19 protein-coding genes and 3 pseudogenes are annotated in these 20,067 nt (G+C 59.0%); 11 read left to right on the plus strand and 11 right to left on the minus strand.

What is annotated here, in order from left to right:
- Nucleotides 1-45: 45 nt before the first annotated feature.
- Nucleotides 46-177: pseudogene (locus NJU76_RS22555) on the minus strand (ISH3 family transposase); the annotation flags it as partial.
- Between the two features lie 290 nt (nt 178-467).
- Here NJU76_RS22555 and NJU76_RS22560 point away from each other — a divergent pair.
- Together NJU76_RS22560 and NJU76_RS22565 are read left to right on the plus strand one after the other, a co-directional pair.
- Complete coding sequence (locus tag NJU76_RS22560) at nt 468-1,640, plus strand: hypothetical protein (protein WP_254532711.1); 1,173 nt, start codon at nt 468-470, stop codon at nt 1,638-1,640.
- Nucleotides 1,641-1,737: 97 nt separating this feature from the next.
- Nucleotides 1,738-2,358 (plus strand): peptide-methionine (S)-S-oxide reductase MsrA, encoded by a 621-nt coding sequence (locus NJU76_RS22565; RefSeq protein ID WP_254533931.1) that lies wholly within the window; start codon nt 1,738-1,740, stop codon nt 2,356-2,358.
- Nucleotides 2,359-3,328: 970 nt separating this feature from the next.
- Here the strand turns inward: NJU76_RS22565 and NJU76_RS22570 are convergent.
- Both NJU76_RS22570 and NJU76_RS22575 read right to left on the minus strand, forming a co-directional pair.
- A complete protein-coding gene (locus NJU76_RS22570) occupies nt 3,329-3,757 on the minus strand; it encodes a type II toxin-antitoxin system VapC family toxin (protein WP_254532712.1) in 429 nt (142 codons plus the stop codon).
- Complete coding sequence (locus NJU76_RS22575) at nt 3,757-4,026, minus strand: AbrB/MazE/SpoVT family DNA-binding domain-containing protein (RefSeq protein ID WP_254532713.1); 270 nt, start codon at nt 4,024-4,026, stop codon at nt 3,757-3,759. Before NJU76_RS22575 ends, NJU76_RS22570 begins: the two co-directional genes overlap by 1 nt.
- 368 nt (nt 4,027-4,394) lie before the next feature.
- Between NJU76_RS22575 and NJU76_RS22580 the strand changes: the two genes are divergently transcribed.
- The 3 genes and pseudogenes from NJU76_RS22580 to NJU76_RS22585 form a co-directional block, all read left to right on the plus strand.
- A complete protein-coding gene (locus tag NJU76_RS22580) occupies nt 4,395-7,466 on the plus strand; it encodes an FtsX-like permease family protein (RefSeq protein ID WP_254532714.1) in 3,072 nt (1,023 codons plus the stop codon).
- A gap of 296 nt (nt 7,467-7,762) precedes the next feature.
- Nucleotides 7,763-7,885, plus strand: coding sequence for a hypothetical protein (locus NJU76_RS26650; RefSeq protein ID WP_256566861.1), 123 nt, complete (start codon nt 7,763-7,765; stop codon nt 7,883-7,885).
- A pseudogene (locus tag NJU76_RS22585) lies at nt 7,885-8,247 on the plus strand (helix-turn-helix domain-containing protein); the annotation flags it as partial. The gene NJU76_RS26650 and the pseudogene NJU76_RS22585, both read left to right, overlap by 1 nt.
- A gap of 180 nt (nt 8,248-8,427) precedes the next feature.
- Here the strand turns inward: NJU76_RS22585 and NJU76_RS22590 are convergent.
- Entirely contained in the window at nt 8,428-9,597 is a 1,170-nt protein-coding gene (locus NJU76_RS22590) for an ISH3 family transposase (RefSeq protein ID WP_254532715.1), read from the minus strand.
- A gap of 41 nt (nt 9,598-9,638) precedes the next feature.
- On the opposite strand from NJU76_RS22590, the pseudogene NJU76_RS22595 reads away from it, so the two are divergent.
- A pseudogene (locus NJU76_RS22595) lies at nt 9,639-10,532 on the plus strand (RNA-guided endonuclease InsQ/TnpB family protein); the annotation flags it as partial.
- A gap of 214 nt (nt 10,533-10,746) precedes the next feature.
- Nucleotides 10,747-11,415, plus strand: a complete 669-nt coding sequence (locus tag NJU76_RS22600) for an ABC transporter ATP-binding protein (protein ID WP_254532716.1) — start codon at nt 10,747-10,749, stop codon at nt 11,413-11,415.
- On the opposite strand, the gene NJU76_RS22605 is transcribed toward NJU76_RS22600, so the two are convergent.
- Together NJU76_RS22605 and NJU76_RS22610 are read right to left on the minus strand one after the other, a co-directional pair.
- Nucleotides 11,378-11,704, minus strand: coding sequence for a hypothetical protein (locus NJU76_RS22605; RefSeq protein WP_254532717.1), 327 nt, complete (start codon nt 11,702-11,704; stop codon nt 11,378-11,380). The two genes, NJU76_RS22600 and NJU76_RS22605, sit on opposite strands and share 38 nt — an antisense overlap.
- Before the next feature lie 283 nt (nt 11,705-11,987).
- Entirely contained in the window at nt 11,988-12,191 is a 204-nt protein-coding gene (locus tag NJU76_RS22610) for a dodecin family protein (RefSeq protein ID WP_254532718.1), read from the minus strand.
- A 213-nt stretch (nt 12,192-12,404) separates the two neighbouring features.
- Here NJU76_RS22610 and NJU76_RS22615 point away from each other — a divergent pair, with 213 nt between their 5' ends.
- The 3 genes from NJU76_RS22615 (at nt 12,405) to NJU76_RS22625 (ending at nt 13,642) form a co-directional block, all read left to right on the plus strand.
- Complete coding sequence (locus NJU76_RS22615) at nt 12,405-12,695, plus strand: hypothetical protein (RefSeq protein ID WP_254532719.1); 291 nt, start codon at nt 12,405-12,407, stop codon at nt 12,693-12,695.
- 11 nt (nt 12,696-12,706) lie between these two features.
- Nucleotides 12,707-13,147: a hypothetical protein gene (locus tag NJU76_RS22620; protein ID WP_254532720.1), complete on the plus strand. Its 441-nt coding sequence runs from the start codon at nt 12,707-12,709 to the stop codon at nt 13,145-13,147.
- A 357-nt stretch (nt 13,148-13,504) separates the two neighbouring features.
- A complete protein-coding gene (locus NJU76_RS22625; RefSeq protein WP_254532721.1) occupies nt 13,505-13,642 on the plus strand; it encodes a hypothetical protein in 138 nt (45 codons plus the stop codon).
- A 337-nt stretch (nt 13,643-13,979) separates the two neighbouring features.
- Here NJU76_RS22625 and NJU76_RS22630 read toward each other — a convergent pair whose 3' ends face one another.
- Both NJU76_RS22630 and NJU76_RS22635 read right to left on the minus strand, forming a co-directional pair.
- A complete protein-coding gene (locus NJU76_RS22630; RefSeq protein WP_340681269.1) occupies nt 13,980-14,678 on the minus strand; it encodes an IS630 family transposase in 699 nt (232 codons plus the stop codon).
- On the minus strand, nt 14,638-15,111 hold the full coding sequence (locus NJU76_RS22635) for a helix-turn-helix domain-containing protein (protein WP_254532722.1): 474 nt from the start codon (nt 15,109-15,111) through the stop codon (nt 14,638-14,640). Before NJU76_RS22635 ends, NJU76_RS22630 begins: the two co-directional genes overlap by 41 nt.
- Nucleotides 15,112-15,696: 585 nt before the next feature.
- Between NJU76_RS22635 and NJU76_RS22640 the strand changes: the two genes are divergently transcribed.
- Nucleotides 15,697-16,353: a DUF7344 domain-containing protein gene (locus NJU76_RS22640; RefSeq protein WP_254532723.1), complete on the plus strand. Its 657-nt coding sequence runs from the start codon at nt 15,697-15,699 to the stop codon at nt 16,351-16,353.
- A gap of 424 nt (nt 16,354-16,777) precedes the next feature.
- Here NJU76_RS22640 and NJU76_RS22645 read toward each other — a convergent pair whose 3' ends face one another.
- From NJU76_RS22645 to NJU76_RS22655, 3 genes are all read right to left on the minus strand, one after another.
- Nucleotides 16,778-17,128, minus strand: coding sequence for a transposase (locus NJU76_RS22645; RefSeq protein ID WP_340681270.1), 351 nt, complete (start codon nt 17,126-17,128; stop codon nt 16,778-16,780).
- Between the two features lie 103 nt (nt 17,129-17,231).
- Nucleotides 17,232-18,467, minus strand: a complete 1,236-nt coding sequence (locus NJU76_RS22650; protein ID WP_254532724.1) for an ABC transporter permease — start codon at nt 18,465-18,467, stop codon at nt 17,232-17,234.
- A complete protein-coding gene (locus NJU76_RS22655; protein WP_254532725.1) occupies nt 18,464-19,714 on the minus strand; it encodes an ABC transporter permease in 1,251 nt (416 codons plus the stop codon). The genes NJU76_RS22650 and NJU76_RS22655 overlap by 4 nt, the downstream gene beginning before the upstream one ends.
- Nucleotides 19,715-20,067 lie beyond the last annotated feature (353 nt).

Here is a 20,067-nt window from a genome sequence, read left to right on the forward strand (position 1 = left end):
TTACACTGGGATGACTGATTTTCGGATCACCGCAGAGTAGAGACCGATGTCCACAGCATCGATTTCGGCATTAGCGCCGAGATCGAGAGTAAGTTCTTCGTCGAGGGTATTGACGAGAAAGTTAAGGAGCTGATCTTCGTGGATTTCACGGTTTGCTTGCTGCTGTTTGCTAGGCACATTCGCAGCAAGCAGACGTTCTAACTAACTGACTTTGTGAGAAACTGAGTATCATTGCGGTTCGCTGTACTGCTCGTTGGATGTGAAGAATTACATGGTCTGATACGTATGTAATCTTCTTGCGATTGGGTGTGCTAGGATGTGATATGAACCGGCGGCAGTATCTGACAAGGGTTGGAGCCGGGGTCGGCACAGTTCCGCTCTTGTCGTCCAGTAGCGGGGCAACCGGTCATATCACAGTCGACATTACTGAGACAAATACCCCACTTGAGGGCGGCGACCTCCTTGATATGACAGCCGAACTTAAGAACAGTGCCTCGACTGATGAGCAGGTCGAACTGCGCCTGGTTGTGGGCGAAGACCCGGAAGTGGTTGGCCAGCAAACGGTCCCGGTCAACGCAGGCGAGACACGGACCGTCGAGTATCTGCAATTCCGGACGTACCCAGTACGTAACGATGATACGGTTCCGGTCCGGATCGAAACGGAGACGGATGTCGCTGAGATGATGGTTACTGTCACGGGGATCGGCCCGTTCGACGCCCAGTACGCGTATCCTAACCGCAAGCAGGATCTCTCGGTTCAACCGGGGACGATGGTTCTCTTCGAAATCGATGCCGAGATGCTGGATCAGCAGGGCACCACACACTGGTATGTTGACGGCGAGTACGTCATGACGCCGGCCGGACCATGGCCTGCAACGTATTTCACTGATGTTGGCCGCGAGTTCTTTGCCCACACGTTCGACACTGCCGGGACGTATCTTGTGGATGCGGCTGTGATCGCTGACGACGGGAACACTGCCTCGCGCTGGGAGGTGACGGTGGCTGATGACGGTGCTGCACCGCCAACCGTCGATGCTGCACGGCCAGCTACCAGTGAACTTGCCACCGACGAAACGACCACGCTCGAACTCGATGTTTCGAGTACCGCCACCGAACTAGAACGTGTCGTCTGGTGGATGACGCAATCTGACGTGATCCTTGACGTGTCCGATATCAGTGGGACCAGTGACACGGCTTCGATCCAGATCGATGGCGGCTGCCATACGTGTCAGATTGAGGCATGGGTAATCGACGAGAAGAACGCGTATACGGCGGTCAATCCATGGGTGTTCGAAGGCTTCGACGAAGCAGGGAATGATAATGGTGGGGGCGAGGGAGAGGTCACCGTGACGATTCTGGACACGAACAGTCCGGTGACTGGTGGCGAGGTCTTGGAAGTGACTGCTGCGATCGAGAACACAGGGACTGCAGAAGTGACACAGGATGTCGATCTGGTAGTCGGCGACGATCCGGAACTCGTGGACAGCCGCACTGTGACGGTTCCTGCCGGTCGAACGAAACGATTCGAGCTCGTGTTTAAGACGTATCCTGTGGCTCAGGACGATTTGTTCCCGGTACGCGTCGAAACTGGGGACAGCACAGATCAGCGTACCGTCCTCGCGTACGGAACAGAGACATAGCTATCCTGCCCTGCTGACGCAGGTTTGTAGCGAAGACAGGGTTAATTGGCCGCGACACGAGAGTCGATGTACACTGCCGAATCCTCACCCTATCTCAATCATGCTCACACCGACAGTCGTCACGGAGTTCGACAGCCAGGCACCGGAAGACACGAAGACGGCGACGTTCGGCCTCGGTTGTTTCTGGGGTCCCGACGCGGCGTTCGGCGCGGTTGATGGTGTCGTGCGGACGCGAGTCGGCTATGCTGGTGGGACGAAATCCGACCCATCCTACGATGTCCTTGGCGACCACACGGAAGTCGTCCAGATTGAGTACGATCCCGAACAGCTCTCGTTCAGCGACCTCCTTGAGCGAGCGTTTTCGGAACACAACCCGTATCAACAGCCCCAGAAACGCCAGTATCAGAACATTGTTTTCACCGAGACAGCCGTCCAACACGATCAGCTGCTGATGGTTCTGAACGAGAGTGATTTCAACCGCGATCGGATCGAAACGCGTTTCGAATCACTTGATCGGTTCTATCTGGCGGAGGCCTATCACCAGAAGTTCAACCTCCGCGGAAAGCGGTGGATCACCGACGTATTTACTGAGGCGGGCTATGACGATAAGGCAGTCAGAGAGTCGCCGGCGGCGGCAAAACTGAATGCACATGTTGCTGGCCACGATGGCAGTGCTCCATTTATCGACCAGTCGTACGATCCGCAGTCACGGCGATAACCTCTCAGGATCCGACACGAGGATTCAGCAGCCTGACTCGATGAGACCGAGTTTTTTGCTCGTGTTGTCCATAATTTCGATAAGGCCGACAACGTGTACGCTCTGTCGGCGCATCATTCCCAATGAGAAGATCAGCATCCACAGGCCCTTCAGGAACACCACTCGGAAGAATCATTGGAGTAGCAGCGCCGATAGTTCGGTGCATACTGCGTGACACCGTTGTCGGTTTTCGATAGCGTGGATATGCTCAAACTGGGCGAGTAGTCCCAGTTCGTCCGTCATCGTCTGCTGCGAGGCCGGTGCTTGATGCTGTGGCCACTTAGTGATATCCTCCTCGCCGTATGCAGCGAGGCTTCCTGTCCTGCAGGTTGGATCCTTGCCGGTCTACAGTAATACAGCGAGAGTGCCTCGGCGCGTGACCCCGAGGGTGAATCGCGTAAGCGATATGACCCATTCCACCGTATTGCGGAACACAGTTGCGACGTGGGTTAAAGACCGTAATCCGAAGCAACTGCGCGCAGTTGCGAGGAAATGCGACACCTCTCAACACCCGCGCCTTCGGCGTGGTGCGACGGGTGTTGTCGGGCGGGGTGGAGTCGCCGACCCTCACGGACGCATCGGGCGTTCGGGTGTGAATTCCAGCCGACCCAGTCCGGGAAGGTCGAGGGGAATTAAATTCGCCTGCGTCCATCCGTCCGTTTTTGGACGGTATGGACAAAACGGTGAAGCCTCGGGGCTTGTCCCCGAGGTACTTCACAATACGATTTGTTTTCTCGTGTTGAACGTTCCGCTCTCGCGGTCGAACAAGTATGTCGAAGACTATGTCGTTCGAGAGGAGCTATGCGCCTTTCGTGATCTTCGAAAGAGCGCTAGCGCTCTTTTGGACCTCGCCGAGCTTCGCTTGGCTCGGTGTCGAGAGAGCAGAACTCTCCTTAACCACACAGCCGTTACTCCACCACGATACCGGTGGTCAATTGAACGGATTGTCGGGCGTCTCCAGTCGAGTGATGCCCTCAACCACATCGAAATTGTCGTCAAAGGAATACAGGTATTCGATGCCCTCCCGCTCCATGTACGCGACGATGGTCGCGTCGCCAAGGGACAGTCCTTCGTAGGTCTGGAAGAGATTGACGGCACTAGTGAAGTCTTTTTGTGCTGCATGGAGTACCTCAAATCCAGCAGACTGATTCAACCGTTCATATGTCTCTACGGCCTTCCCGTGTCGCTTTCGACTGTGTATCCAGTTGAGGGTTTCGAGGGCGATGTAGTTCGTCACCCGCCCCGTCGGAAGGTCGCCGCGGTCCATTCCGTAGACGATCTCCATAGCGACGTCATGGTGCTGGTCATCAATATCTGCCATCCCGATGAGAATGCCTGTATCGACGACTGCAACTGCCATCAGTTGTTCTCCGAGAAAGCAGGATCATCTTCATAGCCGCCGAGATCGTGCGTTTCGGACCCGCCACCTCCCATCGATACTGGCTCAAAGTCGTCGAAAGCCCCGTAGCGCTGCTTGATGACTTCTACAGTGAGGTTCCCCTCGTCGTCAGTATCCCAGCGAAGTTTGTCACCCGGCTCAATGTCGAGACGTCGGCGCAGCGATGCCGGAATCGTAACCATCCCCCGGTCGCTGACCTTCGTTTCCTCCGGAGCGTCTTCGGCAGCCATACGCAGCAGTACAGGCTTTCGCGTGATACATGTTGCGCCTCATGTGGTCGGAATCGTCTATGAAATTCCGCCGGAGGTCAGGACGACGGGCCAAGAAGCGAAGCGACGTCGGTCGAAATACCAGCGCATGCCATAGGTTTGTGTGTTGAGTATCGGTGGGACGATCGCATCGACTGCTGGACTGAGCGGGGCGACTCCCTCCAAAGACGGGTGAATCATAACCAGCAGCGATTGTGACGACGTCCAGGGCGACATCGACCCGCCTTGTCCAGTCAGTACCTCTCGCCGTGCGTTCCAGTTCGTGGCCCGAAGACTCAAACATTTATCATCCTAGAGATTTCTTTCTCGAAGAATAAAGCCTCGATTCCATGCACTCTCTTCGAGTCCTTGTCGGGCGGTGGTCACGCCGTGACTGGTTCGCCGTCCTCGTCATTGCATTCACCGTTGCCCTCCTCGTTGGGGCGACGCTCTTGGTTGTTGCTGCAGGCGAGCAAGCGACGACGTTGGCTGCCGATTTTGATTCGAATGCCACCGTCACGTCGTACGACTCCATAGATGCAGCCCACGACGCAGCGGGGGCCGACGCGGTCGTTCTGCCGCTCGCGACTGCGATCAGTCCCGAGGGTGAGCACCATCGTGTCGTGGGAATTCCAGCTACATCATCGGCCGGTGTTGACCTCCCTACTCAACGAACAAATCCCGTCGGACCAAGTACGACGACAGCCACCTGGCGACTCGAGGGGACAAACGACTCGTTCGATCGCGCCGTCACGCCGGCTCCAGCAGCGACGTCATCGGATATTTTGCCGTCATCGTGGGTGCGAACGACGCCTGCCACGCTCGAACAGCTCGGCCCAACAGGGGCGCTTGTTCTCATACCCGCCGAGGAACCGGCCGAGTCAGGCGGCACGCCGGTCGTCTCCGCCCTCGCGTTCTTCGTCAATGGGACGGCTGACGTCCTGGGCATCATTTGGAGTGGTATTGTCGTCGCTGGCGTGCTCGTTGCAGTTACGCTCTCGAGCGTTGTGCGGCTGACGATCCGCGAGCGCGCACAGACGATTCGTGTGCTCAGGGCGACAGGGGCACCGCCGCGCCGGGTCCGCACTGCCCTGGCTCTCCGGGCTGGGCTACTTGTGGCGACTGGCGCTACGCTCGGCTATGCGATCGGTGTGATCGTTCCGAATGCGGCGGTAAATGTGGCAGTGGCTGCCGGCCTGCCCACGACACTCTCGGTACAGCTGACTGCTGATGCTGTCGTCGGTATTGGTGCGCTCCTTGGCTTTCTAACACTGGTTGGGACAAGCGCTGGCTACGCTACTGCATGGGTCGCGACCCGCCAACCGCCGTTGCAGAATGGAACCGGGCATGACACTGCCAGCTCGACTGCCGCGTGGTGGTGCGTCGGCCCCGTGATATGCCAACACCTCCGGCCAATAGTGCTCTCCGCCCGAACGATTGGACCGACGACGGCGACGCTCTCGACGTTCGCCGTGATCGTCTTGCTTGTAGCTTCACTCGGGACCATCGGCGCCTCCTTCTCGACCGATGCGACGACGATCACTGAACCCGGTGTAGCGCATCCCATAAGTAGCCGGGTGCCGGCGAGCTATAGCGACGCGATTGCAGCACAGGCGGGCGCAGCCAGCCCCGAAATCTTGCTGTTCGGGAGCTATGACGGCCAGCCGTATCTCGCTCGCGGCGTTGAATACGAGGCGTTTGCCGCAGTTACCGGCGCACAGATCGTCGAAGGTGAGCCGTCGACTGCACCCGACGAGGCCGTCATCGGCGCCGCTCTCGCGGAAACGCTCGATATCGCTCCCGGGGATGAACTGGCCCTCGGCGGAAGCACCGACGCGGCAGTGACACAGGTGACCGTCGTCGGCATGTATACGACGAATGGGCTCGCTGATCACCAGCTACTGGTCCCGCTGCCGACAGCACGCCATCTCTCGAGGGTTGACGAGGGGTATGTCCACCTGGTCCGGACGACTGCACCACTCCAGCCAGGACCAGGTGGCTCTGCCACAGACACACTAACCGTCATCGCCACCGACATCCCATCACATCTCCAAGCCGGCGAACCAGTCTCGGTCAATGTAACCGTCTGGAATCCAACAGACGACCGCGTCGAGCGAGCACTTACCGCGACGCTAGGTGACTCGCAGGTGACCCAGACCGTGTCGCTCGCCGCGCGCCAACAGCGGACGGTCACGCTATCCCTCCCCGCCCCCGTAGCGGGCAAATACACGCTCGTCGTCGATGGTACGGTCTATCCAGTGACTGTCGTCGAGACACCCCCGCTTGAGCTTACACCACTTCCGGCGACGGCACCGCCAGATGCGTCGCTCCGCCTCCGTGTTCGCGAGGCGACTGGGGCCCCCGTCGACAATGCGACAGTCAAAATCGGCGAATCTGTGACGGAAACGGACGCGAACGGAAGCACATGGCTCCAGACACCACACCAGGCAGGGACGTACCGCGTAACGGTGCGTGCAGACGGCCGCGAACGTACTCAGTCGATCCAGATCAGCGAGACTCACCAGCCTCTGCCGGTTGCTCGCGGGATTGTCTCACCGCAATCGCCAACCATCCATACCCAACCCACTGTTGAGGTCACACTCACCAATCCCTGGAACCGACCCCTCGAGGTGCCGATCACGATCGATGGGCCTGCGACGACGCAGCGATCGGAGAGCCGACTCGAGCCGGGCGAAACGACGACGCTCACAACACAGCTCCCCCATCGGCCACCCGGGGAGTACGTGGTCCGCGTCACGGCAGGGGGGCGGCAGCTCACGACCACTACCTATCAGGTCTCCGGCGACGAGCAAGTTGTCAGTGCCCTTGCGACGAGTGGGTACACCGGCGGCGGGGGACTTGGCTCCGCGATCACCTATGCGATTGGCAACCTTCAGGTGGTGCTCGGCGTGCTGGTGGCCCTCGCTGCTGTGACGGTGGTCGGCGCGACGAGTCTCGTTCTTGCCCGCGCCGTTCGTGCACAGCGCCATACTCTCGCCATCTATCGGGCGACGGGTGCGTCTCCACGGCGCATCCTCGCGCTGATCCTCAACGACGCGCTTCGCATTGGCGCGGTGGCCGCGATAGGAGCGTTCCTGCTTGCACTCGGCTTTCTCGAGGTCCTCGCCGCCGCCGGCCAGTTGACCGGATTTGGGATCACCCTCGATCCCCGTCCGACACTACAGCTTGCCGGCGCCGTTCTCGGTGGGGGACTCCTCTTAACGCTCCTCGCAGCGGTGATTGCGACTGTGCCGCTCGTCCGGACCCCACCCGCAGCCCTCCTGACAGCGTCACGACCACCATCACCTGACACGGCTGATCCGATCCGGTCATCGTCACCTGCTGACCACGGGCGGTCTGGCTCTGGCGGCGATACGGCTCAGGAGTCGGACACTGCTCCGCTCTCAGAGGAGGAGACTTAGCAGTTGTTGGCAACGTGATCTACGTTATTCAGGTCGACCGGCACGGACACTGCGAGATCGGCACCGATTATCGCCTGTTGATGGCATACTGATCAAAGAGCCGCTTCTGGAACACATAGGTCATTATTGTGCTAATGATTAGCTGTAATTGAGGGCGCTAAGCCCCCTTCCTCAGCGAGCGAAGCGATCAGAGAGGGGATACAGCGCCGCTCGTTTTTCATATACTCTACTACGGCAGGCCCACAGGCCCACGTTCCGCAAGACTTATGCGCATTTATGCGCATAATACGCATGTCGTGAGACGGAAGAATATCACCATTCGAGAGGACCAAGCCAAGTGGGTAGAGGAGAACCACCTGAACCTCTCGTCGTTCGTCCGTGGTCAACTTGACGAACTTATTGAGGAGCGCGAGAGCTGATGTACTACGCCTACAAGTATTGTCTCGAGCCGTCCGACGCCCAACGCGAGGAGTTGGACCGCCACCGCGACGTTTGTAGGCAACTGTACAATCATGCACTCTACCGCTTCGACCAAATCCCCGAGAGCGCAGGCACGCTCAATCAGCGTGTCCGGTCCATCCGTGACGAAATTCCGTCTCTGAAAGACTGGTGGGATGGCCTCACGGACGTGTACTCAACAGTTCTGCAAACAGCGGTCATGCGAATCGAGCAGAACGTCAAGTCGCTCGGGGGACTCAAGCAGAACGGCTACGGCGTCGGCCAACTCACGTGGAAGCCACCGCGCGAGTTCCGCAGTTTCACGTACAACCAGTCTCAGTACCTCACAAAGCATCCTCAGCTAACTGACGTTGGAGCGTGAGTTACCGACGAACCAGAGGCCGAATTTGTGCTGTGAAGATCTATTCCTACGATAAGAGATGGGAAGCCGTCGCAGTCGGCGGCGATCAGCCGCCGACGCGACGGTGTTGCCACTAATCGGGAGGGCGTACTCGGTCACCAGTTACCGGCGGAAGCGGTCATCCGGTGGCCGATTCGCGGGGACGGCCCGACGCGCTGCGAGGGCCGTCCACGCTGCCCGAGTCACCATGTCGACGAACTCCTCGAAGGGCCACCACCAGAGGCGACGCCCGCCACGGCGGGGCGTCGCCACGTACTCCCAGTGCAAGTACCGCCAGACGTTCTGGAGCAGGAGACTCAACACAACGAACAGCAGTCGTCTCGCCGGATCTTGCGTCGTCGTTGAGATGATCGTTGATTCGGTGAGGCGGTAGCTCGCTTCGATCCCGAAGCGTTTGCTGTAGTGGGATCGAGCCTGGCGAGGTTCATTGACAAACGGCGCGTCGACGGCGTAGCCGTGACGCGCCACTCCATGCTCACCGTACCGCCCGTTCTTGCAGGTACAATCGATCATCACCGGGAATTCGACGGTCCACTCGTTCTCGCCATAGGACGTCGTGAGATCGTGAGTGATCTCACGACTCCAGCCCGTGCTTAGTTCGTTCTTGATTTTGCTGCCCCACTTGATCACCGGAACGATGTACGCGAAATTGTGTGCCTGGAGTAACGTGAGACACTTGCTGTCGTAGAAGCCGCTGTCGAGATAGACCGCTTTGACGTCAAAATCGAAGTTGTTGAGCAGTCCAAGGAACTCAGCGAGGACGTCGCTGGCGGTGTCGCCGTCGGTGAGACGGCGCACCGCCAAGGTGTATCGCTTGTTGTTCACACGTGCGTAGAGTGTGGCATAAGCATGGAACGCAGTTGTTCCTGCTTTGGCCTCGCTGTAGTAGAGGCCGTTAGTCTCGTCTTCGTCACCGTAGTAGGGCCGCAGGTGGAGGTCTGTGACGACCTCCACCTGCTGAGGGAGCGTTTCGAGGACATCTTGTTGGAGAAGCGTGTTTCCGGTTGATTCGACCGTTTCAAGGTCGAACTTGGTGCGCAAGTGATAGAGAACGTCGTTGCCAGAGGGCGCGTCCTCACTCTTCTCGCAAAGCGATGAGATCGAGGTCCCGTCGGCGGTCGCGCCGACGAGGACCTCGAAAATGTCCTCTGGGTCGATTTCAGCGTTCTCTCCGAGGTCAAGCGTAAACGCACCGGTGAGACCGTTGACGAGAAAGTTAAGGAGCTGGTCTTCGTGGATGTCACTGTCCGCTTGCTCTGTTTGTTTAGGCACAACTCAGCAAGCGGACTTCTCAACTAACGGCTTTGTGAAGTACTGAGTCTGGCTTCAAGCTCGACAAGAAGGGCGGCCAGACTGTGCTGTCACTCTCGAAACTCGCGGACATACCGATCCGCCTCCACCGAGAGATTCCCGACAGCGTCGCACTCAAGCAGGTCACGCTCAAGAAGGAGCCGACCGGCGAGTGGTTCGCCACCTTCGGTATTGAAGTCGATCGAGAGCCACCGCAAAAGCCCGACCCGCCGAAGAACGCCGTCGGCATCGACGTGGGCATCCTCAAATACGCCCACGACACCGACGGCCACGCCGTCGAATCACTCGATCTCTCGGACGAACGCGACCGACTCGAGCGAGAGCAACGAACGCTCTCGCGGAAAGAGCACGGGTCGAACAACTACGAGAAACAACGCCGTCGCGTGGCCGAATGCCACGCCGACCTGAAGAACAAGCGCCGAGATTTCTTGCACAAACTCTCGGCGTACTACGCCCGAGAGTACGACCTCGTGGCGGTCGAAGACCTTGACGCGAAAGGTCTTGTCGAACTCGACGGCAACTCTCGGAACCGTGCTGGAGCGGCGTGGGGGACGTTCCTCCGGATGCTCGAGTACAAGTGCGAACGCGAAGGGGCGCACTTCGTGGCTGTTGATCCGGCCGGGACGACCAAAGCGTGTGCGGCCTGTGGCGTTTCGACCGACAAACCGTTGTGGGTCCGCGAACACTCCTGTCCCTCCTGTGGCTTCACCGCCGACAGGGACTGGAACGCAGCGTGGAACATTCTTTCTCGCGGTATCACGCAGTTAGGAGCGGGACGCTCCGAATCACCGCCTGTGGAGACTGCGCTCCCTCCGGGAACCACGTCGGTTCCTGCAAAGCGCGTCATGGAAGCAGGAAGCCCCACCCTCAAGCGCGAGCCGTCAGGCGAGCCGTAGGGTGGGGTAGTTCACAGTATGACCTTCTGCGACCGGGGAAGGAGCTTGAGGTACTGGCGTCTGCGTTTGCGTCGCCCGGTTCGGACTTGTTCGTTGTCTACGGGCGACGCCAAGCCCCCTCACCAAGCGAGGACCGGGGTGGCCCGAGCGCGGTAGGGTGGGGGTAGCTCGCATTACAAACAACTGTTAAGTCATGCCGTTCGAACATACCGCTGTGGACGGAACCGATCCAGTGCTAGCCGCAGAGGGGGTCTCGGTGCACCGTGACGGACAACGCATCCTCGAGGAGGTCACGCTCTCGGTTCCGACCGGCTCAAGGGCGCTCGTGCGCGGTCCAAGCGGGGCCGGCAAAACGACCCTCTTTTCGATCCTGGGGCTACTCGATCTGCCCGATTCCGGCCGAGTGGTTGTCGATGGGACCGACGCCACTACGCTCTCGGAGCGCCGTCGGGCTCGACTCCGGCGGGACACAATCGGCTTCGTGTTTCAGGATTTCCAGCTGATTCCGGACCTGACGGCCCGCGAAAATGCGCTAGTGCCCCAGACGCATAGCGGCCCGCGCGACGAGGCGTGGATCGATGAACTGCTCACACGGCTCGGGATTGCACATCAGGCGGACCAATATCCGGCGACCCTCAGCGGAGGTGAAAAGCAACGGGTGGCGATTGCACGTGCGCTGGCGAACCGCCCGGCCGTCATCCTGGCCGACGAGCCAACCGGGCAACTCGATCCCGACACGACCGCCAACGTCATCGAGCTGTTAATCGGCCTGCACGAGTCCGCCGAGACCGCTCTTGTGACGATCAGTCACGATCCGGCGCTCGAGTCAGTCTTTGACCGGACGGTCACACTTCAGGATGGGCGTCTGCACAGCCACTACTGATGATCTCGAACTCCTTTCGGATGTGAACGCGGTCGCGGTATATCTGCTGCTCGTCGACGTTGACCCAGATACGTTCCTGCTCGAGAACCCGAGCGTCGTCGTCGAAATTGTGTTCGTCCGGTCTGAGTCGACCGTCGGAATGCATGGCGTAGCGTCGGGTCGTCCCATCGGCATAGTGATTCACTCGGATCGTCCACTGATCGCCCCAGCGTTCGCGAGCGATCTGTTCGAGAGCCTCGTACTCGTCGACGTCGACCTGGTCCTGGACGTCGTCGCGATTGCCAGTCATGGCTCGACCTCATCGTCGCTCGGCATTCCGGTCAGAAGGCACCTCGCTCTGGTCAGAATGTCCGCTTGCGCCCTCCGTTTGGTAAGAGACTTCTCCTGTTCGACGTAGCGTACGAGCTCCCGCTTTTCTTCGCGATCGGCGATGGGTGTCTTCTTCTCGTTGCGTAGTCGTTGCATATTCTGGCGTAATTCTTGTACCTCCTGTTCGTATTCGGCGTATAGTACGAATGCAGAGAGTATCGGAACCCGCTTGCAAAATAATTCACCGACACGTCTCTATGTATTCACTGCTCGACGGGAAATGCGATCTCTGTAGTTGCTCGGTATTCGACGATTTCACCGTCCTCGACCTTCGCAGTCCATTTTTCGACATCGACACCATGGATTTCATGAACGGTCTCGTTCGCTTCTCGAACAGCCTCACGGGCCGCTTCCTCCCAGGATTCCTCTGAGGTACCGAGTACTTTGATGACTTTTACAGCGGACATAGCAGTATTCGTACCGCGATCTAGGTTTTAGTTCTTTCACACCCCATACCATGCATTCACTAATTTTGGAATTTATTCCTATACTGGTTCAGTGGGCGGTCCATTTCCCGTCTATGGGAATGTCCGCTCCGGTGACGTACGATGCCTCATCTGCTGCGAGGAAGGAGGCAACTTCCTCTGACCTGTTTCGCCGACGCTCCCGCGCTCCATGAGGTGCCTGGGTTCAGTCAGGCGGTCGTCGCCTATGGAAAGACAACCCTCGAAGAGGCTACATCCAAGCTTCTCGACGAACGAGTCGAGGAATATCTCTCCGACGAGTTCGCCCTGGATGATCTGGGTGAAGGTCTCGAAGCTCTCGAGTGCCGACTTACTGCCGAGGGTGAGCCAGCAATGTCTGTTGATACGTGGGAGAGGACGCCAGCGCAGGATCAACACGAACTACTCGCGGCCCGCCTCAAGACCCTCCGCGAGGCGACCGAGTCGGACGACGCGAATCGGTGTTAGTGGTGATCGTGATGACAGCTCAGAACGATGCCGCGGAATACGTCCTCACACATCCAATCCTGACGGGGCGGATCTGTACGCCGTTCGGCGATTTCGAGGGTATCAGCGGCGAGATCCCCGTCGATGACTACGATGTGGCATCGGCGCTCATCCGTGATTACAGCGCGGAGTGGCCAAATGGCGATCCGCACCCAGACCGGGAACCGGAGTCGCTCGATATGGTAACGGACCCGCAGCTGGCCGCGTTCGATCCGAAATACGACGAGGCACAGTCCGCCACGTGCAAGGAGATCCGTGATACGTACGAGATGCTCGTCGCGGAGGGGCTCGAGGACGAGGCCGAGACAATTCGGTTCCCGGAACTCTACTCGGGCGAGTTCCCGAGGGGTGAGTCCAAACAACAACGGATCGCTCGTCGGTTGGCGAAGAAGCACCTGCCGGAATGGTGGTGATCGGGATCTGACAATATGCTGTCGAGTGTACTTTATTTCCGTGGAGTTCCTTCCTATGGCGATTATGGATGTTCCCTGTCCTGAGTGTCTGTCTGTTTCCTGTATAGTGATCGCTCGGGAAATCACTGAAGATGGATCACAAACGACATTTGAATGCGATAGCTGTGGGTATATCTGGGACGTACTATTCTGATCAATCTCGCCAGTACGCCGGCAGTGCGGGGTGGTAGCGGTGCTGACATCCTCTCACGACTGCAGTCGTGGGCTTTCTCCTCAAACCTCTGTAATTCGCTTCTTCACAGCATGCCCTTTCGCAGGTGGCTGCGGTGTCCGGAGTGCGGAGGTGACGACACGGGAATGCTCGCATATCAGATTGCGATTGTGCTCGAGTGTTACGACTGTAGTACCGTAGAGGAGTTCAAACTGGGGGAAGAGGTATCGGTCCACGAACTCGACGTAGCCGAGATTGAGTCCAGTTCGGCGGACGACGACTAATTCTCTGAGCGTCGTCGTTAGCAGGGTGCGGGTGTCGTCAACGACGCGATCGCGATTGTGGATCGCATTCACGTGAGATGAACAGACGTTCGACATCGGAGGCGAGTCGTCGGTGATCTGGCGAACGCGCAGATGCTGACCGCCTTTGTGCTGACTCGAGAGCACCTCGTCAATCAGCGCGTCATCGTGGTCGCGATCGTTTCATCGATGACGTAGTCGGTCACGTCCTCGCTGCCATCAATCGGGATCTCCGGCTCGTCGTTGACCATAATAAAGGGCTGTACTACTACCAAATCACCGTGGAGGAAAACTAAATGTATCTTCAACCGTATTCTTGCTAGTTCTCCTCGATTTCAACCGGGTAGAGTTGGCGTAGCTTGATTCGTGCGTCGTCGGTCGTGAACTGCCAGTCGATCAGTCGGTCAACCGCGTTTCGATGAGCCTGCCACGCAGCGACCTCCGAGCGGAGGGTCGCTGCGTGGTAGATCCGGCGATCGAGACACTGCCGTTTGAGGACGCCCAGCTCTATCTCGGCCATGTTCAACCAACTTCCTTTTTTGGGGACGTAGTGGAACTTGAACCGAGCGAGGTACGCTTGGGCTTGGTCTGGCGGGAAAAACTGGTAGAAGCCAGCGGGATTGTGCGTATTGAGTTGATCGACCACCACCCGGATGCACTCCGCATCCGGGTAGTGGTCATCCGCGAGTTCAACCATCCGATCAATCCATTCGGTAGTACGTCTCCGCTCGGTAATCTCGACGTTGACCCACCCAGTCAACGGTTCCGTTGCGAGATGAATCCGCTGTTTCCCATTGCGTTCATACCGATGATCGACGCGAGCGACCGCTCCCGGTTTCGCCGGGAGCGGGTCGCGCTTGTGGCCACGGAGTGCTTTGCTGGACTCGTCGAAACAAATGACTGGACGGTTCTCATCGTACGGTTCGTGGTAGAGGTCGAGAACGTCCTCCATGTAGTAGACGAAGTCAGCGTCTTGTTCAGGCGGAATCGCCCAGTAGTCCGAGAGATGCGGTTTCAGGGTGTTTTTTTAGACGCTGTCGAACGGTTTCGTGAGAGATCGACTCGAAGTCGATCTCGTCGAGAGTCACGAGTTCGTCCGCTAGAAGATGCAGTGTCCAACGGGAGTGTCCTTCCGGTGGTTCGCTACAGGCCAGGCGGATAAGATGAGCTTCGGCTTTCCCGTCGAGTTTGCGTTCGTACTCACGGTCGGGCTTGCGGCGATGAATCGCCGCGAGCCCTCGCTCACAGTAGGCTTTGCGCGTATTATACGCTGTTTTCCAATGACAACCGACGTGCTCACTGATTTTTGAATCAGTGAGCCCGTCATCTGCTTTCAGGAGAATCCGTGCTCGCATATTGTCCTCGGCCTTCCGTTCACCGGTCGAGATGAACCACTCGAGTGTCTTGCGGTCTTCATCAGAGAGATCAACGACGTGCTTCTTCGCACCCATTCTTGGAGATAGGCTCTCAGAGAGGTTAACCTAGCAGGTCAAGGGTTGAAGTTACACTAAAGTCAGGGGAACGGAAATCTACATCATCTTTGTGGTACAGTGAGTGTCAATCCTGTGGCTTTGTTCTCCACGCGCTGAGCGAGACTGACCCTACACCGAGAAATTGGGATTCTTGCCCTGACTGTGGCAGTACTAATTTTAGCCGTACCGAGACGTGAGCTGAATCATGCTCATGGGGTCTTCGAGCGCGTCGGAGAGGTTCTTGTGTCCTGGTCACCCTTAGGATTCCCCACTAGTTCCGACTCTTCAGTTACACTTCACGACACTGATTGTCTCACAAACCAAATTTCCGTGGTGAGCCATTTATTACCTGTTACTCACATTCTCTGATACATGGTTCCCACATCTAGACAGAACACTGGATACAGGCGCTCTCTGAGGGCAAATCTCTGCTCGCGTAATGCCTCTCAGACTATATACTGACACGTATGTATGTTCAAGTATGTTGTGATATCATAACGCTATATAGAATTTGGACAAACAATAAAATTTATATTGGAATAATCTAACCGCACGTTCGGAATTATGCCAGAAGTAGACCGCCCAACCCGTTCGTCGGACGCGCCCTCCAGCGAGTCCCACCCTAACGAGTCGCGGAAACTTAGCCAAGGTGATATCTTTCACCTCCTCCAGACGAACCGCCGCCGAGAGAGTATTCGCTATCTGCTGGATCACGAGGATGAGGGGATTGTCCGAATGCGCGATATCGCTGAGCACGTTGCAGCGAAAGAGCACGATACCACGGTCAGGCAATTGACATCCTCCCAGCGCCAACGGGTCTACATCCCACTCTATCAGTCACATCTTCCGAAACTTGACAAGAATGGGATCATTGAATACAACCAGTCACGCGGCATTGTGCGCCCGGGAGACCGCCTCGAGGAGGTCCGCCCCTATCTCGAGGCACGGCACTCGAGTCGGGAGAGCGAGCAGCCAGCGCACGTGTCCGCTTCCAGTGGCGATGCCCACCCCGTGTACTACCTCACGGCCACTGGCATCAGTCTGGGCCTGCTGGGAGCTACTGGGGGCGGCCTCTTGGCGATTTCGGAGTTGCTCCTCGCGACAATTATTACAGGTCTATTCACGCTGGCCAGCGCCGTTCTGATCCTCACCGACATCCTGCCAGCGAGTGAGACTGAGGCTATACGGTCCCAGCTTCGCAGTCGAACGACCAACAAGTGAGCGAAGCGGTCGAATGATGAGAAATTCGAGTGGTTCGCACCGGTCTCAAGCCGTTGCCATACCACGAACGCATGGGCTAACATCACCACTGAGAGGTGATGATGAATGCCATTCCAGGTTCGTCCCAGGTACTCGTCAGCGCCGAGGTTCTGCTGAATATCCCCGTGAAACTGCTCTACGCACCATCGAAGTTGTGCCCAGGACACTAATTCTTCAAGAGACGCCTCATCAACGCCCCAGCAGATCCATGCCCTGAAATTCCTGGTTTCTCCGTTTCGTCATCGGTGTGCTCGTTCTTCAGGAGCAACCAGCCTGTTTCATCGCTCACCAACCCTGTATCCCGGCGTTTCACCTCTCGAACTCGTGTTCGATAGAATTCACTGGAGAAGGTTTCTTTGGTCCTTTCATTCCACGTAATCTTAGTTCAAGCGTCGTCGCCGAGGCACTCGGCGACTTCCGCTGGTGTCTCCGACGTCACGTCTTCCGGATGAGCAGCGTGCTTCCGACTGGGATGAGCGTCTGGATGGATCAGGTCGGTGTCCTCATGAACGACCCGGAACTCTGCCGGTAACACTTCCATGACATAAGGCTCAGAAATCGCCTGGAGTTTCCATCTGAAATTCCGGGCTTCACCGAAGAACCTATCGGCAACGACACAGCCGTGCTCGATTTCGCTTGAGACTGCCCGTTCGACGATTTTCAGGGCGATTTCGGGCTTGGACTGGTGTTCGATGTCAACGTCAGCGCAATATACTGGTCGAACGTGTCGGGGAATTCGTTACCGCGACCGACGAGGTCTCCGAGCGGTGGATGTGCCGCGACCAGCACTCGTGCATTGAGAGCAGCAGTCTCATCTTCTGCACGCTTTGCCTCCCTGGCTACGACTCGAGTGCGGCGGGACTGGCGAGACGACTCGCCTGCCAGCCGGTGCCAACCGCGACGACCGTGCCGACGACGAGTGCCGTCCCGAAGCCGAGTGCGTAGACGGCGGCCGTCGGCCGAACGATGCGCTCGAAGCCAAGCATAGTTATCGCGACATGGTTCAAACCGCGCGCGAGCACGGGGGTCGCTGCAAGTCCGAGCACCCCGCCGAGGAGGCCGATCAACGCTCCTTCTACGCCGATGAGTCCAGCGAGCAGCCAGCGAGAAAGCCCGATGGCACGGAGCGCCGCGAGCGGCTTCCGCTGTTGGTAGGTGACGAGCGCAAGGAGGTTCGCCGTGAACGAGACACCGCCGACGATTGCGAGGCCGATCAGCGTCACGCCGCTGGCGACCACGAGTATGCGATCGGACACCATGGCCGCGAACTGATCATCGCTGGTCCGGACCTCGTACGCCGGATACGTCGCCTGCAACTCATCGCGGACGGCATCGCGGTCGGCGTCGTCGGTGACGTTGACGGTAACGAAGGCGGCCCGATCCGTGCCAGCGGTGCCGGTCACGGCCTGGAGTTCGGTGAGTGGCATCGTCACCGTCGGCGTCCCCAGATACTGCCCGTAGTAGGAGCCGATGCCGATGACGGTGTAGGGCTGCGTGCGCTGGCTGCTCGCCCCGAGGTAGACGGTGTCACCAACGGTGAGGTCAAACCGGTTGGCGAGCGTTGGATGGATGACGACCACATCCGACGGGGGTTCTACGCGGTTGCCTGCTGACTGGGTATTATTATAGGCCGCGTCCGTAAAACCCTGGCCAGCCTCGAAGTCGAAGTGTCTATGGGTGCCCTGGATACCGACGGCGGTGACGCGCTCGACCTCGGCGGCCGAGGTCCCAATGTAGACCTCGTGCATCGCGATCGTCGAGACGTCCCCGCCGGGGACGTCTTCCCGCTCCCGGATGTTGGCGGCGATCCGTCGGGCGCCGACGACGTCGTTCTCAGTGCCCGGGGCGTCCGCGACAGGGCCCCCCGTAATCCAGATATCACGGCCAGCGGCGTCGAACTTTTCCTGGCCCGTCTCCATCACACCGACGCCGAGTCCGGCGAGGAGGGTGACCGCGAGCACGGCCAGCATCACACCCCCGACTGCGAGTATCGTGCGGCCAGCCGAGTACCGGAGCTGGGCAACGCCGAGGCCACTGATCGCCCGGATGCGGGCTATCGTGGTACGCCACGTCACCGGTTGACCTCCGCGAGTACCTCTGTCCGAGCAGCGAGCGCGAGTGGATACGGCAGCGCGAGCAGTGCCGCCAGCAGGGCCACCGCGAGCGCGTACGGAACAACAAGTGGATGGAAAGCTGCGACGGCACTAGGGGCGATTGTCGCCGTCGCGAGGGCGTTTACGGCCGTGATCGCGCCAGCGCCGAGGACGAGTCCGAGCACTGCCCCACACCCCGTCATCGCCACCATTGTCACCGCTACAATCGCGAGCCGACTCCGGAGCGGAAAGCCAATCGTACTGAGGGTCGCCAGCGTCTGACGGTTCGCTTCGACTGTCAGGCCGGAGGTCGTCGCGACGAACAGCGTACAGATGCTGACTGCGATTACCAGGGCGAGTACGCTCGTCACGAGCGCGAGCGTGTCATCAAACAGGGCACTGGGAACGATGGCCGCAGCCGACGTCGTCTCAACCGTAGCCGTCGGATACGCTGCGTCGACGCCCGCCTGTGCGGCTTCCTGTTCTCCCCACACGAGCACCTGGTCAGCGAGATCAGCGTTATCGGCAGCGGTGAGTGACTGCAGATCGCTCAGATGGACCAGCGCGACGGGCATTTCCGTGCCATCGTCTGCGCGCTGTTCGACGGCCATCACAGTGGCTGTGCGTTCGGCGCGGTCGCTCGTGAGGGCAAGCGACTCGCCGGGCGACACGTCGAGCGTCTCGGCGGCGGCCGTCGAAAGGACAATCTCGTCGGCTGGCGGCCCGTCATAGGTTCCCCCCGCGTAGTGGGGATCACCCGGCGCGAGCGTGTCGGTTGGGAGGCCAGCTACTGTCGCCGACGCTGGCCCTGGGATGATGCCGACGACGAGGATGTAGTGGGACTGAGCGCTGTCGGGCGCTCGCACGCGGACCGGTTCGACGAGCACCGGCGTCGCATGGGTAACACCTGCTTGCTCGCGGATCTCCCTGGCTCGCTCGTGGCTCGCCCCCAGCCGGGGGGCCTCGACGCCGGCCACCGACGACTGAACGTCGCTGTCGCCGGGCACAGCCCGGACGTCGGCGTCGTGGGCGAGGCCTTGATCGTTGGCGAGCGCGAGCGCGACCCCTGTGACGAGCACGAGGTTAGCGACCGTTACCGCGACGATGAGGACGGTCGCGACGGTCTGTCCCTGCGCTACTGTCGTCATCTGTCGGCGGACGCGGGCGACCGCGAGGCCGACGAGGCCACGCCAGCGGTGGTACCAGCGTGTGGGATCGCACTCAGTCATGATCGGCTCGAGGCAGTGTTCCGTGGGAGCGCGCGTTGCACGCAACAGGGAGCTTGATGTTCGGCGCAGGACACTCGACGTCGAAGCAGTTGCCAACCCGCCAGTGGCTGTGCGCAGGAGCAGCCCTAAGCGTGCTCACCGACCGCGGCCATTTCACGGAGCCTGCCACATCACACAGCGTTTCGGCCCCTTGTTTTTGCTCCCCTACTCTCGGTTGGCCCTCGATACTGGTCGTGCCAGTGCGCCGCTGACTGGGCTATCGTGATTAGCGGAGCAATCCATAGTTCTGGTCCGCTCCCAGACAGCATCTGATCGCATGGGCGTGCGAGATACAGAGCGCGAATGTTGCACGA

It is taken from the genome of Natrinema gelatinilyticum (genome assembly GCF_024266705.1).
Classification (GTDB): domain Archaea; phylum Halobacteriota; class Halobacteria; order Halobacteriales; family Natrialbaceae; genus Natrinema; species Natrinema gelatinilyticum.

What these genes read in the sequence shown, in the direction of transcription:
- NJU76_RS22560 (WP_254532711.1), top strand. Translation starts at nt 468, where the DNA reads ATGACAGCCGAACTTAAGAACAGTGCCTCGACTGATGAGCAGGTCGAA.
- NJU76_RS22570 (WP_254532712.1), bottom strand. Translation starts at nt 3,757, where the DNA reads ATGGCAGTTGCAGTCGTCGATACAGGCATTCTCATCGGGATGGCAGAT.
- NJU76_RS22575 (WP_254532713.1), bottom strand. Translation starts at nt 4,026, where the DNA reads ATGGCTGCCGAAGACGCTCCGGAGGAAACGAAGGTCAGCGACCGGGGG.
- NJU76_RS22580 (WP_254532714.1), top strand. Translation starts at nt 4,395, where the DNA reads ATGCACTCTCTTCGAGTCCTTGTCGGGCGGTGGTCACGCCGTGACTGG.
- NJU76_RS22605 (WP_254532717.1), bottom strand. Translation starts at nt 11,704, where the DNA reads ATGACTGGCAATCGCGACGACGTCCAGGACCAGGTCGACGTCGACGAG.
- NJU76_RS22610 (WP_254532718.1), bottom strand. Translation starts at nt 12,191, where the DNA reads ATGTCCGCTGTAAAAGTCATCAAAGTACTCGGTACCTCAGAGGAATCC.
- NJU76_RS22620 (WP_254532720.1), top strand. Translation starts at nt 12,707, where the DNA reads ATGACAGCTCAGAACGATGCCGCGGAATACGTCCTCACACATCCAATC.
- NJU76_RS22625 (WP_254532721.1), top strand. Translation starts at nt 13,505, where the DNA reads ATGCTCGCATATCAGATTGCGATTGTGCTCGAGTGTTACGACTGTAGT.
- NJU76_RS22635 (WP_254532722.1), bottom strand. Translation starts at nt 15,111, where the DNA reads ATGGGTGCGAAGAAGCACGTCGTTGATCTCTCTGATGAAGACCGCAAG.
- NJU76_RS22640 (WP_254532723.1), top strand. Translation starts at nt 15,697, where the DNA reads ATGCCAGAAGTAGACCGCCCAACCCGTTCGTCGGACGCGCCCTCCAGC.
- NJU76_RS22655 (WP_254532725.1), bottom strand. Translation starts at nt 19,714, where the DNA reads ATGACTGAGTGCGATCCCACACGCTGGTACCACCGCTGGCGTGGCCTC.